General features: G+C 72.8%; 13 protein-coding genes. 5 read left to right on the top strand and 8 right to left on the bottom strand.

The window, feature by feature from the left end; genetic code table 11:
- Positions 1-218: 218 nt before the first annotated feature.
- Positions 219-932: a MerR family transcriptional regulator gene (locus ALMP_RS43845; protein WP_264937666.1), complete on the top strand. Its 714-nt coding sequence runs from the start codon at positions 219-221 to the stop codon at positions 930-932.
- An 11-nt stretch (positions 933-943) separates the two neighbouring features.
- Here ALMP_RS43845 and ALMP_RS43840 read toward each other — a convergent pair whose 3' ends face one another.
- The 4 genes from ALMP_RS43840 to ALMP_RS43825 all read right to left on the bottom strand — a co-directional run bounded on the left by ALMP_RS43840 (position 944) and on the right by ALMP_RS43825 (position 6,109).
- Positions 944-3,118, bottom strand: a complete 2,175-nt coding sequence (locus tag ALMP_RS43840) for a 3-hydroxyacyl-CoA dehydrogenase NAD-binding domain-containing protein (protein WP_264937665.1) — start codon at positions 3,116-3,118, stop codon at positions 944-946.
- Positions 3,119-3,159: 41 nt separating this feature from the next.
- Complete coding sequence (locus tag ALMP_RS43835) at positions 3,160-4,374, bottom strand: acetyl-CoA C-acetyltransferase (RefSeq protein WP_264937664.1); 1,215 nt, start codon at positions 4,372-4,374, stop codon at positions 3,160-3,162.
- Positions 4,371-5,561, bottom strand: coding sequence for a CaiB/BaiF CoA-transferase family protein (locus ALMP_RS43830; protein ID WP_264937663.1), 1,191 nt, complete (start codon positions 5,559-5,561; stop codon positions 4,371-4,373). Before ALMP_RS43830 ends, ALMP_RS43835 begins: the two co-directional genes overlap by 4 nt.
- 167 nt (positions 5,562-5,728) lie before the next feature.
- Positions 5,729-6,109: an MmcQ/YjbR family DNA-binding protein gene (locus tag ALMP_RS43825; protein WP_264937662.1), complete on the bottom strand. Its 381-nt coding sequence runs from the start codon at positions 6,107-6,109 to the stop codon at positions 5,729-5,731.
- A gap of 91 nt (positions 6,110-6,200) precedes the next feature.
- Here ALMP_RS43825 and ALMP_RS43820 point away from each other — a divergent pair, with 91 nt between their 5' ends.
- Positions 6,201-7,379 carry a trans-acting enoyl reductase family protein gene (locus tag ALMP_RS43820; RefSeq protein WP_264937661.1) on the top strand — a complete coding sequence of 393 codons (1,179 nt, stop codon included), beginning with the start codon at positions 6,201-6,203 and terminating at the stop codon, positions 7,377-7,379.
- A 46-nt stretch (positions 7,380-7,425) separates the two neighbouring features.
- On the opposite strand, the gene mmpA is transcribed toward ALMP_RS43820, so the two are convergent.
- The 4 genes from mmpA to ALMP_RS43800 all read right to left on the bottom strand — a co-directional run bounded on the left by mmpA (position 7,426) and on the right by ALMP_RS43800 (position 10,028).
- Complete coding sequence (mmpA, locus tag ALMP_RS43815) at positions 7,426-7,572, bottom strand: morphogenic membrane protein MmpA (RefSeq protein ID WP_264937660.1); 147 nt, start codon at positions 7,570-7,572, stop codon at positions 7,426-7,428.
- 209 nt (positions 7,573-7,781) lie between these two features.
- The gene (locus ALMP_RS43810; protein WP_264937659.1) at positions 7,782-8,477 is read right to left on the bottom strand and encodes an endonuclease V; all 696 of its coding nucleotides are present in this window, start codon (positions 8,475-8,477) and stop codon (positions 7,782-7,784) included.
- A 62-nt stretch (positions 8,478-8,539) separates the two neighbouring features.
- Positions 8,540-8,866, bottom strand: coding sequence for a plasmid stabilization protein (locus ALMP_RS43805; protein ID WP_264937658.1), 327 nt, complete (start codon positions 8,864-8,866; stop codon positions 8,540-8,542).
- Between the two features lie 49 nt (positions 8,867-8,915).
- Entirely contained in the window at positions 8,916-10,028 is a 1,113-nt protein-coding gene (locus tag ALMP_RS43800; protein WP_264937657.1) for an oxidoreductase, read from the bottom strand.
- Between the two features lie 224 nt (positions 10,029-10,252).
- Here ALMP_RS43800 and ALMP_RS43795 point away from each other — a divergent pair, with 224 nt between their 5' ends.
- The 3 genes from ALMP_RS43795 (at position 10,253) to ddaH (ending at position 13,496) form a co-directional block, all read left to right on the top strand.
- Positions 10,253-10,669, top strand: a complete 417-nt coding sequence (locus ALMP_RS43795; protein WP_264937656.1) for an SsgA family sporulation/cell division regulator — start codon at positions 10,253-10,255, stop codon at positions 10,667-10,669.
- A gap of 288 nt (positions 10,670-10,957) precedes the next feature.
- Positions 10,958-12,589 (top strand): ABC-F family ATP-binding cassette domain-containing protein, encoded by a 1,632-nt coding sequence (locus ALMP_RS43790; RefSeq protein ID WP_264937655.1) that lies wholly within the window; start codon positions 10,958-10,960, stop codon positions 12,587-12,589.
- Positions 12,590-12,719: 130 nt separating this feature from the next.
- Positions 12,720-13,496, top strand: a complete 777-nt coding sequence (gene ddaH, locus ALMP_RS43785; RefSeq protein WP_264937654.1) for a dimethylargininase — start codon at positions 12,720-12,722, stop codon at positions 13,494-13,496.
- The last annotated feature ends 200 nt before the right edge of the window (positions 13,497-13,696 follow it).

The following is a 13,696-nucleotide window of genomic DNA, read 5'->3' as shown; positions in this document are numbered from 1 at the left end:
CGGGCGTTGTGCGCCCGGGTGTCCGTACGGTCATGGCCGGCGGCTCCCGGGTCGGGGCACAGACCAAGGCAGCAGCTTCCCAGAGGGCTCCACGATCATGCGGTGGTTCACATCACAGAGCGTTGCTTCTCACATGGTCCGCACCGGACCTCCCTGCCGTCCCCGCAGTCCCTCCCGCCGGGTGTCACAGCGCTGGTGCGACAGCGATACTGCTGCACATGACGATCGAGACCGAGGAGCCGACCCTCACGGTCGACGAGCTGGCCGCCCGCGCGGGGGTCACGGTGCGTACGGTCCGCTTCTACAGCACCAAGGGTCTGCTGCCGCCGCCGGTCATCGGCCCGCGCCGGGTGGGGCACTACGGTCCGCGGCACCTGGCACGTCTGGCGCTGATAGAGCAGCTCCAGCGGCAGGGCATGACGCTCGCGGCGATCGAGCGCTATCTGCACCGGCTGCCACCCGGTCTGGACGCGCACGACCTCGCTCTCCATCGCGCGGTGGTGGCCTCCTGGGCGCCCGAGACGGTGGAGACGGTGACGCGGGAGGAACTGGACCGGCTGGCGGGACGGCGACTGACCGACGAGGACGTCGAGCGGCTCGCCGCCATGGAGATCGTCGCGGGTGAGGACGGATCGTTCCGTGTCGACGCGGGGCTGCTCCGGCTCGGCGTCGAGCTGCTCGACGTACCGCTGTCGCAGGACGTGGTCCTCGCGGCGCGCGAGGTGCTGCTGGAGCACTCGCGCACGGCGGCACGCGAACTGTCGCGGCTGCTGCGGGAGGCGGTGGCCGAGCGCGGCGCGCAGGACGTGAAGTCGCTGTCCGCGCACATGCAGCCGCTGGTCGTGGAGGCACTGCTGACCACGTTCCAGCGTTCGCTGCGCACGGAGCTGCGGGTGTGGCTCGGGGAGCCGCCCGCGGACGGCTCCCCCTGACGTGCGGTGGCTCAGCGCCCGTCGGTGAAGGTCTCCCCCTTCTGCGCCTTGTCCACCAGCAGCGCGGGCGGCGTGAAACGGTCGCCGTAGCGTTCGGCGAGCTCACGCGCGCGTGCCACGAAGCCGGGCAGGCCTCCGTCGTAGCCGTTGATGTACTGGAGGACACCGCCGGTCCAGCCGGGGAAGCCGATGCCGAAGAGGGAGCCGATGTTGGCGTCGGCGACGGACGTCAGGACGCCTTCCTCCAGCAGCCGGACGGTGTCGAGGGCCTCGGCGAAGAGCATGCGCTCCTGCATGTCCCTGAACGGGATCTCGGCGCCCTCCCGGGTGAAGTGCTCGCGCAGGCCCGGCCACAGACCCGCCCGCTTGCCGTCGGCGTAGTCGTAGAAGCCGGCGCCGCCGCTGCGGCCGGTGCGGCCGAACTCGTCGACCATGCGGTCGATGACGGCCTCGGCCGGGTGCGCCTGCCAGGTGCCGCCCGCCTCCTCGACGGCGCGCTTGGACTCGGCCCGGATCTTGCGCGGCAGGGTGAGCGTCAGCTCGTCCATGAGGGAGAGGACCTTCGCCGGGTAGCCGGCCTGCGCGGCGGCCTGTTCGACGGACGCGGGCGCGATGCCCTCGCCGACCATGGCGACGCCCTCGTTGAGGAAGTGGCCGATGACACGTGAGGTGAAGAAGCCGCGCGAGTCGTTGACGACGATCGGGGTCTTCTTGATCTGCCGGACCAGGTCGAAGGCGCGCGCGAGCGCCTCCTCGCCGGTGCGCTCACCCTTGATGATCTCGACGAGCGGCATCTTGTCGACGGGCGAGAAGAAGTGCAGCCCGATGAAGTCGCTCTGACGCTCGACGCCTTCGGCGAGGGCGGTGATGGGGAGGGTGGAGGTGTTGGAGCACAGCAGGGCGTCGGGGGCGACGACGTGCTGGATCTCCTGGAAGACCTTGTGCTTGAGGGAGGCGTCCTCGAACACGGCCTCGATGACGGCGTCGCAGCCGGCGAGGTCCTGCGCGTCGGCGGTGGGCGTGATGCGGGCGAGCAGCGCGTCGGCCTTCTCCTGGGTGGTGCGGCCCCGGGAGACGGCCTTGGCGCACAGCTTCTCGGAGTAGCCCTTGCCCTTGACGGCCGCCTCGAGGGAGACGTCCTTCAGGACGACGTCGATGCCCGCGCGGGCGCACGAGTAGGCGATGCCCGCGCCCATCATCCCGGCGCCGAGGACGGCCACCTTGCGGACCTGGCGGGGCTCGATGCCCCGGGGGCGGTTGGCGCCGGAGTTGACGGCCTGGAGGTCGAAGAAGAAGGCCTGGATCATGTTCTTCGAGGTCTGGCCTGCGGCCAGCTCCACGAAGTAGCGGGCCTCGATGACCTGTGCGGTCTCGAAGTCGACCTGGGCGCCCTCGACGGCCGCGGCGAGGATGTTGCGCGGGGCCGGGTAGGGGGCGCCGTTGGTCTGCTTGCGCAGCGTGGCGGGGAAGGCCGGCAGGTTGGCCGCGAACTTCGGGTTCGACGGGGTGCCGCCGGGAATGCGGTAGCCCGGCTTGTCCCAGGGCTGCTGCGACTCGGGGTTGGCGTCGATGAAGGCGCGGGCCTTGGCGAGCATGTCCTCGGGCGAGTCGGCGACCTCGTGGATCAGGCCGTTCTCCAGGGCGCGCCGGGGGCTGTACTGGGTGCCCTGGAGAAGGACCTTGAGGAGGGCGTCGGCGATGCCCAGCAGGCGCACGGTGCGCACCACGCCGCCGCCTCCGGGGAGCAGGCCGAGGGTGACCTCGGGGCAGCCGATCTTGGAGCCGGGGGCGTCGAGGGCGACGCGGTGGTGGCAGGCCAGGGCGAGTTCGTAGCCGCCGCCCAGGGCGGCGCCGTTGAGGGCGGCGACGACCGGCTTGCCGAGGGTCTCGATGCGGCGGAGGTTGCGCTTGATCTCCAGGCCGCCGTCGAGGAGTTCCTGGGCGGTCTCGGGGGTGACGCGGATCAGGTCGCGCAGGTCGCCGCCGGCGAAGAAGGTCTTCTTGGCGGAGGTGATGATGACGCCCCGGATGGTGTCCTTCTCGGCCTCCAGGCGGTCGGTGACCACGGCGAGCGAGGCGCGGAACGCCTGGTTCATGGTGTTCGCGGACTGGTCGGGGTCGTCCAGGACGAGGGTGACGAGGCCGGTGCGGTCCTGTTCCCAGCGGATGGTGGTGCTCTGTGTCATGACAGGGTCTCCGTAGAAGTCTGGTGGTTCCGCCGGGGTGTTCAGACGCGTTCGACGATCGTGGCGATGCCCATGCCGCCGCCCACGCAGAGGGTGGCGAGGCCGTAGCGCTTGTCCTGACGCTCCAGTTCGTCGACGAGCGAGCCGAGGATCATCGCGCCGGTGGCGCCGAGGGGGTGACCGAGGGCGATGGCGCCGCCGTTGACGTTGACCTTGTCCAGGGACAGGCCCATGTCCTTCACGAAGCGCAGGACGACCGCCGCGAAGGCTTCGTTGATCTCGACGAGGTCGATGTCGTCGATGGTCAGGCCGGCCTTGGCGAGGGCCTTGCGGGTGGCGGGGGCGGGTCCGGTGAGCATGATGGTGGGCTCGGAGCCGGAGACGGCGGCGGAGACGATCCGCGCGCGCGGGGCGAGCCCGTACCGCTCGCCGACCTCCCGGGAGCCGATGGCCACGAGGGAGGCGCCGTCGACGATGCCGGAGGAGTTGCCCGCGTGGTGGACGTGGTCGATCTTCTCCACCCAGTGGTACTTCTGCAGGGCGACGGCGTCGAAGCCGCCCAGGTCGCCGATGTCGGCGAAGGAGGGCTTCAGCTTGGCGAGCGAGTCGGCGGTGGTGCCGGGGCGCATGTGCTCGTCGTGGTCGAGGACGACGAGGCCGTTGCGGTCCCGCACCGGTACGACCGAGCGGTCGAACCGGCCCTCCTTCCAGGCCGTGGCCGCCCGCTCCTGCGACAGGGCCGCGTACTCGTCGACGTCCCGCCGGGAGAAGCCCTCGACGGTGGCGATGAGGTCGGCGCCGATGCCCTGCGGCACGAAGTTCACGGCGAGGTTGGTCATCGGGTCGTTGAACCAGGCGCCGCCGTCGGAGGCCATCGGCACCCGGGACATCGACTCCACTCCGCCCGCGAGGACGAGGTCCTCCCAGCCCGAGCGGACCTTCACGGCGGCCAGGTTGACGGCCTCCAGGCCCGACGCACAGAAGCGGTTCTCCTGCACGCCCGCCACCGTGTCCGGCAGCCCGGCGGCGATCGCGGCGATCCGCGCGATGTCGGAGCCCTGGTCGCCCACGGGGCCGACGACGCCGAGGACGATGTCGTCGACCGCGGCCGGGTCGAGGTCCGGGAAGCGGTCGCGCAGCTCGTGGATGAGGCCCACGACGAGGTCGATGGGCTTCGTTCCGTGCAGGGCGCCGTTCGCCTTGCCGCGTCCGCGCGGGGTGCGGATCGCGTCGTACACGTACGCTTCGGTGCTCACGGGGAGGCCTTTCGGTGAGGGTCGGGCTGCTGAGGGTCTCGGGGGCGGACGAGGCGGGGCACGTCCCAGTCGCGTGCCACCTCCGCCGTGTCGGCACCGGGCCGGGCGGGAGCGCCCCGGACGGCGGTGGGGGTCGCGGAGAAGCGGGGTGCGGGGGCGGGCTGCGTGATGCCGCCGTGGTCGGTGAAGGTGGCGCGGGCCGCCAGGTGCGGGTGGTGCGGGGCCTCGCGCAGCGACAGCACGGGCGCCACGCACGCGTCGGTGCCCTCGAAGACGGCCGTCCACTCGGCGCGGGTGCGGGACTTGAAGCGGGCGGCCACGGCCTCGCGCAGCTCGCCCCAGCGGGCCGGGTCCTTGCGGGCGCCGGCGAACTCCTCCACGCCCAGCAGCCGCACGAACTCGTCGTAGAACTGCGGCTCCAGCGCGCCGACGGCCATGTGTCCGCCGTCGGCGGTCTCGTAGGTGCCGTAGTAGGGGCAGCCGCCGTCGAGGAGGTTGGCGGCGCGGCGGTCCTGCCAGCCTCCGGCGGCGAGCATGCCGTGGAGCATGGCGGAGAGGTGGGCGGTGCCGTCGACGATGGCGGCGTCGACGACCTGGCCGGTGCCGGTGGCGCGCGCGTGGTGGAGGGCGGCGAGGACGCCGACGACGAGGTAGAGGGAGCCGCCCGCGTAGTCGCCGAGCAGGTTGGCGGGGGCGGGCGGTGGCGTGCCGGGGGCGCCGATCAGGCCGAGGGTGCCGGTGAGCGCGATGTAGGCGATGTCGTGGCCGGCCCGGGCCGCGAGGGGACCGTCCTGGCCCCAGCCGGTCATACGGCCGTAGACGAGCCGGGGGTTGCGGGCGTGGCAGTCCTCGGGGCCGACGCCGAGGCGTTCGGCGACGCCCGGGCGGTTTCCCTCGATCAGCACGTCGGCGCGGGCGGCGAGGTCGAGCACGCGCGCGGGGCCGTCCGGTGCCTTGAGGTCGACGATCACCGAGCGCTTGTTGCGGTTGGTGATGTCGTGGGCCGGGTCGATGGCGAGGGAGGGGCCGCCGGGACGGTCGACGCGTACGACGTCGGCGCCGAGGTCGGCGAGGAGCATGGCCGCGAAGGGGCCCGGTCCGATGCCGGCGAGTTCGACCACGCGCACACCGGCGAGCGGGCCGTGACCGGGCGTGCCCGTGGCACCTGCCGTGCCTGCCGTTGTCATCCAGCCCCCTTGCTGTGACACAACCGATGTAACACCAATGATGCTAGGAACCCGTCCCGGTGAACAAGACGTGGGCGAGCAAGCGCTTGGCCAGTCCTTGCGGTCCTGTCGGTCCTTTCAGTCATGTCAGCCCTGCCAGGCCTGTCAGTCCTGTCAGGGGGCCGCCGTCATCGGGCGTCCAGCTCCGCTATGAGCCGTTTGGGTGCGATGGTGCGGTAGCTCTCCTCCACCCAGTCGCACAGCAGCTCGGCCGCGGGTGCGCCCTCGCGCTCCAGCGGGACGCTCACCCAGCCCGACTTGCCGAGGCCGTACCCGGCGGGCTCGGCGCCCGGGGAGGCCAGCGCGTGGGCGTGGGCGGTGTCGTCCCGGAGCTTGACGGTGACACCGAGCGGATAGCTGCCGTCGTCGACGCCGAGGAAGACGAACACCTTCTTGTTGACCTTGGCGACCGTCTCGCCCCAGGGGAACTCCTCGGTCGCGCCCGGCAGACCGAGTGCGAACGCGCGCACCTTCCCCCATTTTCTCAGGGCGTTCCTGTCCACGGCCACCTGCTGCCTCCGGGCTCGTCGTCGGGCTCCGTACTCCTCACGCTAGCCTCAGCCACCGACAGCGGCGCGGGCTGCACGACCAAGGGGTGTCATGAGCAGGCTGAAAAGGACGGACCGTCCGTACGACATCGTGCTCTTCGGAGCCACCGGCTTCGTCGGGACGCTCACCGCGGAGTACCTCGCCGCGCACGCGCCCGAGGAGCTGCGCTGGGCGATCGCCGGCCGCGACGAGACCGGGCTGCGGCGGCTGCGCGACCGGCTGCCCGGCGGCGCGCGGCCCGGCGTACTGCGGGCGGATGTCTCGGACCCGGCCTCACTGCGGGCCCTCGCCGAGCATGCGCGCGTGGTCGCGACGACGGTCGGCCCCTATGTGGCGTACGGGGCGGAACTGGTGGCCGCCTGCGCGGACACCGGTACCGACTACCTCGACCTCACCGGCGAGCCGGAGTTCGTGGACCTGACCTATGTACGGCACGACGCCCGCGCGCGGGAGACGGGTGCACGCCTGCTGCACGCCTGCGGCTTCGACTCCGTCCCGCACGACCTCGGCGTGTACTTCACCGTCCGGCAGCTGCCGGAGGGCGTGCCGCTGACCGTCGACGGTTTCGTGACCGCCGACGCCACCTTCTCGGGCGGCACCTTCGCCTCCGCGCTGGGACAGTTCGCGCGCGGCCGGCAGATGGCGGCCGCCGCGCGCGAGCGGCACCGGCACGAGCCGCGCCTGATGGGCCGACGGGCCGCGGCGCCCCTGGGCGCTCCCCGGTTCGCCCCGGAGGTCGGGGCCTGGGCGCTGCCGCTGCCGACGATCGACCCGCAGATCGTGCGCCGCTCCGCGAAGGCGCTGGAGCGCTACGGCCCCGACTTCCGCTACCGCCATTACGCGGCCGTACGGCGACTGCCCGTCGCCGTGGGCGGGGTCGCGGCCGTCGGGGCGCTGGCCGCGGCGGCACAGCTGCCGCCGGCCCGGCGCTGGCTGTCGGACCGGCTGAAGCCCGGGGACGGGCCGAGCGCCGAGAAGCGGGCGCGGAGCTGGTTCTCCGTCCGGTTCGTGGGCGAGGGCGGCGGCCGGCGGGTGTGCACGGAGGTCTCGGGCGGCGACCCGGGCTACGACGAGACGGCGAAGATGTTCGCCGAGGCGGCGCTGGCCCTGGTCTTCGACGACCTTCCGCAGACGGCCGGCCAGGTCACCACGGCGGTGGCGATGGGCGACGCGCTGACCGAGCGGCTGCGCGCGGCGGGCATCCGCTTCCGGGTCGCCGCGAGCCGCTGACCGCTCCCCCACCGCACCTTGGACCGGCCCCTCGGGCGGCGCGGTCTCAGATCGGCCACTCGACCAGGGTGTAGATCATCCCGACGATCCAGCCCAGCCCCGCGAGGACGGCGAGGACCAGCGCGGCGTTCACGGCGCGCTCCACGGGCCGGTCGGGGTCGGCGAGGGGCTTGGGGGAACGGTGCGTCGTCATGCGGGTCAGCCTGCCGGGCCGTCGCGGGCCGTGACATCCGTACAGATACTCAGACGCCGTACTCAGAGGCCGCGTGCGGTGCGCCGTGGAGGGCGCCGCCGGCGAGGGGCGTCGACCCGGTTTCCAGTCGTGGAAGGCGCCGCCGGCGAGGGGGCGTCGACCCGGGATCCGGCGGGCCGGCCGGGCGCGTCCCGCCGTACCGGGGCGGGTCAGTGACGGCTCCTCGCCTCCTGGAGCGCGCGCCGGCACAGCGCGTCCGCCCGCCGGGTCGACTCCGGCAGGCGGAACTCGGGGGTCAGGGCGAGGGTGTGGGCGCAGGCGTTGTCCAGGGTCACCCGGTGGCCGACCGACACGAAGACCGGCTTGACGCCGGCCCGGGTGCGCAGGGCCCGGCCGACCTCGTCGTCGCCCGCCAGCAGGGGGGAGGCGGATCCGCGCGGGGCGGGCGGGTCGTCGTAGGTGAAGGTGAAGGGGTTCTTGGCGACGCCGATCGTGGGCAGGCCGGTGAGGACGCCGAGGTGGCTGGCGAGGCCGAAGCGGCGGGGGTGGGCCAGGCCGTAGCCGTCGCAGACCACCAGGCCGGGCGGGCAGGGCAGCGCCTCGAGGGCGGCGAGCACGGTGGGGATCTCGCGGAAGGCGAGCAGGCCGGGCACGTACGGGAAGGAGATCCGCCCGACGGCGGTGGCCTCGGCGACGACGTCGAGGCTCGCCGCGTCCAGCACGACGGCGGCGGCCGCGACGACGTCCCGCTCGTCGTCGTAGGCGACGTCGACTCCCGTCACCCGTCCGGTGCCGGGCGGCGGGCCCGGTTCGTCGAGCACCACCCGCGCCCGCAGCTCGTCCTGGACGGCGCGGGCCTCTTCCTCGGTCGCGGGCCAGCCCGCGGGAACACTTACGGTCGTCATGGTGAGGACGAGCGTACGGCTCCCGCGTGGCGGCCCGCGATCCCGTCAGGCGGCGGTTCGGGTCAGTCCTTGCCGAGGGCCCGCTGCAGCTGGCTCTTGTTCATGTCCGAACGGCCGTGGATGTTGCGGCGCTTGGCCTCCTCGTACAGCTGGTCGTACGTGGGACCCTGCGAGCCCTTGCCGGACCGCTGGCCGCCCCGCTTGCCGGACGACATGTCCTGCGTGGAGGTGCGGCTCGCGGTCTTCGACTCACCGGACCGGGCGCGTTCCTTGTTGACCGTCCGGGCGGCGATCTCCTTCGCCCGCTCGGTGCTCTCCCCCCGGTCCTGCGCGCTCTTCTTGATGTGCTCGTACTGGCGCTCCCGCTTGGGGCTGGAACCGCGTGGCATGTGCGCTCACTCCTTTCGTGTCCGCACCCCTCGGGTACCCCGAAACGGCTCAGCTCTCCAGGCGTGCCACCCGCCCCTGTTCGCCGGCCGCCCAGCACCCGAGGTCGGGCGTGCAGTCGACGGTGTCGTACGAGCCGGTGTCGATGGTGCGCCAGGTGCGGCCGGCGTCGGTGGTCAGGTCGGTGCCGGTGGGGCCGACCGCCAGGGCGGCGGTGCGGCTGTGCGGCAGCCAGGCGACGCCGGAGCGGTAGGCGGGCGGCGGGGTGGCGGAGGGCCGCCAGGTGCGCCCGCCGTCGCCGGTGGTGGCGGCGGCCCGTGGGGAGTTCTGGTCGGGGCGGTAGTCGCCGCCGACGGCGAGTCCGTGGGCGCGGTCGCGGAAGGCGAGGGCGAAGACGCCGCGCGCGGGGTCGCCCGCCGGGACCGGGGCGTCGGTGGCGGTCCAGGTCAGTCCCCGGTCGGAGGAGTGCAGCACGCGCGCGCGTGCGGCGCCGCCGGTGGCCAGCCAGACGTCCCGGGGGCCGGCGGAGACCAGGCACTGGCCGCCGGCCGCGAAGCCCGCCTCGCCCTCCAGCGCGGCCGGCATGCCCGCGCTCGGCAATACCCGCCAGGAGCGGCCGCCGTCGCTGGTCGACAGGATGCGGAACCTGCCGTCCACCGGGTCGCTCATCGCCAGGCCGTGGCGGCGGTCGAAGAAGGTCAGGCAGTCGTAGAAGGCCCGCGGGTCGGTGTTGCGGAAGGACTCCGTCCAGGTCGCTCCGCCGTCGTCGGTGCGGTACACCCGCGAGGCCTCTCCCTCGCCGATGGCGAGCACCACGGCGCGCCGGGCGTCGAACGCCTCGACGTCCCGGAACTGCAACTCACCGGCGCCCGGCGGGGAGACCTCGTCCCAGCTCGCCCCGCCGTCGGTGGTGCGCAGGACGGTGCCCTGGCTGCCGGCCACCCAGGCGGTCTCGCGGTCCACGGCGGCGAGGCCGCGGAAGCGGACGGAGGAGGTGCCGGTGTCCTTCACCGCCCACCCGGGGCCAGGGGTGCCCGCCTGCGCGGGGCCCGCGGTCAGCAGGGCCAGCGCCGCCGCGCAGGCCGCCCCCACGACCGCCGTGCGCCCCGTGCGCCTCGCCCGAGCCGTGCCTGCCGTGCGTCGCGTCTTCCCCAAGCGCCTCATGGCGGGCGAAGCTAGCCCACGTCCCGGGTGCCGTCCAGATGCCCGTGGTCGCCCCAACCGCCCTACGGGGCACGGGAGGAGAGGTGAGTCACTCCCGTGCATGAAAGGCGGTGACCGAGGTCACTCGGAATTCGTGTGCACGGATCGGCCGGTTCCGGCGTCTCTTCCAGTGTCCGGCCCCCACCCGCCCGCATTTCGTCCCGCCGTCACAAGGGAGCAAGGCGTTGTCCATCGTCATCGAGCAGCCCGTAGAGGCCCGCCTGGTCGCCGCCGCGCCTCGGATGCAGAGCATCCCCGCCACGCTGCACTACGACCGGCGCGATCCCTTCGCCGTCCGCATGACCTTCCCGGCACCGGCCACCCTGGAGGGCGTGGACGTCTGCTGGACCTTCGCCCGGGACCTGCTCGCCGCGGGTCTGCACGACGCCGAGGGCCAGGGCGACGTCCGCGTCCGCCCGTACGGCTACGACCGCACGGTGCTGGAGTTCCACGCCCCCGAGGGCACCGCGATCGTGCATGTCCACTCGGCGGACGTCCGGCGCTTCCTCCAGGCCACGAGCGAGCTGGTGCCGACCGGCCTGGAGCACCTCCAGCTGGACCTCGACCACGACCTCGCGGAGCTGATGCGGGACGCCTGTTAATCCGTTGACAGCCCTTCCGGCCCTCCCTACGGTGTAGAACGCTTCTGCTGCCGTCGATCGGAGAAGGACGTTGCTCGTCTGAGGTCATGAGACACCACGCCACACCCGAGAGGTGTGTGCGCTGCGTGCGACCTCGGCGTTCGAGCTGTCCTTGCGAGCAGGGCCGATTCCCTTCCGGGTCTTCCCGGGTGTCCGTGCCCCACGCGCTCCCCGCTCCCCCGGTGGTCGCCGTCTTCCGGTGTCTCGACACGCGTTGCCCCTGACCGCACACGCAACCGCGAGGCCCGCTTGTTTATTTCGATCACCTGTTCCTCCCTCTCCTTCGCCTGGTCCGACGGCACCTCCGTCTTCGACGGGCTCGACGTCGCCTTCGGCCCCGGCCGGACCGGACTCGTCGGCGTCAACGGCTCCGGCAAGTCGACCCTGTTGCAGCTGATCGCGGGGGAACTCACCCCGGCCGACGGCTCCGTCCGCGTCAAGGGCGAGGTCGGCTACCTCCCGCAGAACGTCACACTCGACACCTCCCTGCGGGTCGACCAGGCCCTCGGCATCGCCGCCCAGCGGGCCGCGCTGCACGCCATCGAGGCCGGTGACGTCTCCGAGGAGCACTTCGAGACGGTCGGCGAGGACTGGGACGTCGAGGAACGTGCCCTGGCCACCCTCGGCGAACTCGGACTCGGCCACGTCGACCTGGACCGCACCATCGGCGAGGTGTCGGGCGGCGAGTCGGTGCTGCTGCGCCTGGCCGCGCTGCTGCTGCGCCGCCCGGACGTCCTGCTGCTCGACGAGCCCACCAACAACCTCGACCTGTACGCGCGCCGCCGGCTCTACGCGGCCGTCGCGTCCTGGCCCGGCGTGATGGTCGTGGTCAGCCACGACCGGGAGCTGCTGGAACTCGTCGACCAGATCGCCGATCTGCGCGCCGGCGAGATCTCCTGGTACGGCGGCAACTTCTCGGCCTACGAGGAGGCGCTCGCCACCGAGCAGGAGGCCGCCGAACGCATGGTCCGCGTCGCGGAGGCCGACCTGCGCAAACAGAAGAGGGAACTGGCCGACGCCCAGGTCAAGCTGGCCCGCCGCAAGCGGTACGGGCAGAAGATGTTCGAGCAGAAGCGCGAGCCGAAAATCGTCATGGGGGCGCGCAAGCGCTCGGCGCAGGAGTCCGCGGGCAAGCACCGCATCATGCACGAGGAGAAGCTCGCCGAGGCCAGGGAGCGGCTCGACGAGGCGGTGGAGGCCGTCCGGGACGACGACGAGATCCGTGTCGACCTGCCCTACACGGCCGTACCGCCGGGGCGCGACGTGCTCACCCTGCGGGATCTGGAACTCGCCTACGGCGCGCGCGTGCGGGGCGGCCTCGACCTGCGCGGGCCGGAACGGATCGCGCTGGTCGGGCGCAACGGCGCCGGCAAGACGACGCTGCTGCGCACCATCGCCGGGGAGCTGGCGCCGGTCGCGGGCGAGGCGCACGCGCATGTGCCGCTGCGGTTCCTGCCGCAGCGGCTGGACGTCCTCGACGGCGACCTCACGGTCGCCGAGAACGTCGCCCGGTTCGCGCCCGGCGCGACCAACAACCGGATCCGGGCCCGTCTCGCCCGCTTCCTGTTCCGGGGCGCCCGCGCCGATCAGAAGGCGGCGACGCTGTCCGGCGGGGAGCGGTTCCGGGCGGCCCTCGCGGCCCTGATGCTCGCCGAGCCGGCGCCCCAGCTGCTGATGCTGGACGAGCCGACCAACAACCTCGACATGGCGAGCGTGCGCCAGCTCACCACCGCCCTGGAGTCCTACGAGGGCGCCCTGATCGTGGCCAGCCACGACCTGCCGTTCCTGGAGTCGATCGGGATCACCCGGTGGCTGCTGCTGGACGGGGAGCTGCGGGAGGCGTCGGCCGAGGAGGTGCTGGAGCCGGTGGACCCGGCATAGCACCGCTTCGTCTCAGGAGGGGCACGGCCGGGCGGCGAGGGTTTTGTCCTCGGCGACCGGCGCTGCATGATGGCGGACCGGCGCCTTGTCAGGGGCGCCGGCCTGTCGTCACCGATTCGGAGTCCTGGACGTGCCCAGCAAGAAGGCCCTCATCCGCCGCCCCAGCCCGCGCCTCGCCGAAGGTCTGGTGACGCACATCGAGCGGGAGAAGGTCGACGTCGGACTGGCGCTGGAGCAGTGGGAGGCGTACGTCGAGGCGCTGCGCGCGCACGGCTGGGAGACCATCGAGGTCGAACCGGCCGACGACTGCCCGGACTCCGTGTTCGTGGAGGACACGGTGGTGATGTACAAGAACGTCGCGCTGATCGCGCGCCCCGGCGCCGAGTCGCGGCGCGAGGAGACCGCCGGGGTCGAGGAGGCCGTGGCCCGGCTGGGCTGCTCGGTGAACTGGATCTGGGAGCCCGGCACGCTGGACGGCGGTGACGTGCTCAAGGTCGGCGACACCGTCTACGTCGGCCGCGGCGGCCGTACCAACGCGGCCGGCGTCCAGCAGGTCCGTGCCGCCTTCGAGCCGCTGGGGGCGCGTGTCGTCGCCGTACCGGTGAGCAAGGTCCTGCATCTGAAGTCGGCCGTCACGGCGCTTGCCGACGGCACGGTCGTCGGCCACATCCCGAAGGTGGACCGCCCGTCGCTGTTCCCGCGCTTCCTGTCCGTGCCGGAGGAGGCCGGCGCCCATGTGGTGCTGCTGGGCGGCCCGAAGGTGCTCATGGCGGCGAGCGCGCCGAAGACGGCGGAGCTGCTCGCCGACCTCGGGCACGAGCCCGTCGTGGTCGACATCAGCGAGTTCGAGAAGCTCGAGGGCTGTGTGACATGTCTCTCGGTGCGGCTGCGGGACCTCTACGCCTGACCGCGTGGGCGCAGCGCCTTCTCAGCCCCGAGACCTGCGGTTCCCGGGGCTGTCGCGTATGCCCGCGAAGGCCTCCGAATCACCCCAGTGGACACGGCTGATCAGCGATCTTTACAGCGCCCTTAACCTACGGCTTCGTAACCTACGGCTTCGTAGCCTACGATCCCGTAAGTTCCGGCGCCGCCCGCCGGACGCATTCC

This window comes from Streptomyces sp. A012304, from assembly GCF_026008495.1.
Lineage (GTDB): Bacteria > Actinomycetota > Actinomycetes > Streptomycetales > Streptomycetaceae > Streptomyces.
Note: the sequence above shows the minus strand (reverse complement) of the source record. Positions and strands in the feature narration are given on the sequence as shown.

Excerpts from the sequence above, each read along its gene's own strand:
- ALMP_RS43830 (WP_264937663.1), bottom strand. The coding sequence starts at position 5,561 with ATGACAACGGCAGGCACGGCAGGTGCCACGGGCACGCCCGGTCACGGC.
- ALMP_RS43820 (WP_264937661.1), top strand. The coding sequence starts at position 6,201 with ATGAGCAGGCTGAAAAGGACGGACCGTCCGTACGACATCGTGCTCTTC.
- ALMP_RS43810 (WP_264937659.1), bottom strand. The coding sequence starts at position 8,477 with ATGACGACCGTAAGTGTTCCCGCGGGCTGGCCCGCGACCGAGGAAGAG.
- ALMP_RS43800 (WP_264937657.1), bottom strand. The coding sequence starts at position 10,028 with ATGAGGCGCTTGGGGAAGACGCGACGCACGGCAGGCACGGCTCGGGCG.
- ALMP_RS43845 (WP_264937666.1), top strand. The coding sequence starts at position 219 with ATGACGATCGAGACCGAGGAGCCGACCCTCACGGTCGACGAGCTGGCC.
- mmpA (WP_264937660.1), bottom strand. The coding sequence starts at position 7,572 with ATGACGACGCACCGTTCCCCCAAGCCCCTCGCCGACCCCGACCGGCCC.
- ALMP_RS43805 (WP_264937658.1), bottom strand. The coding sequence starts at position 8,866 with ATGCCACGCGGTTCCAGCCCCAAGCGGGAGCGCCAGTACGAGCACATC.
- ALMP_RS43840 (WP_264937665.1), bottom strand. The coding sequence starts at position 3,118 with ATGACACAGAGCACCACCATCCGCTGGGAACAGGACCGCACCGGCCTC.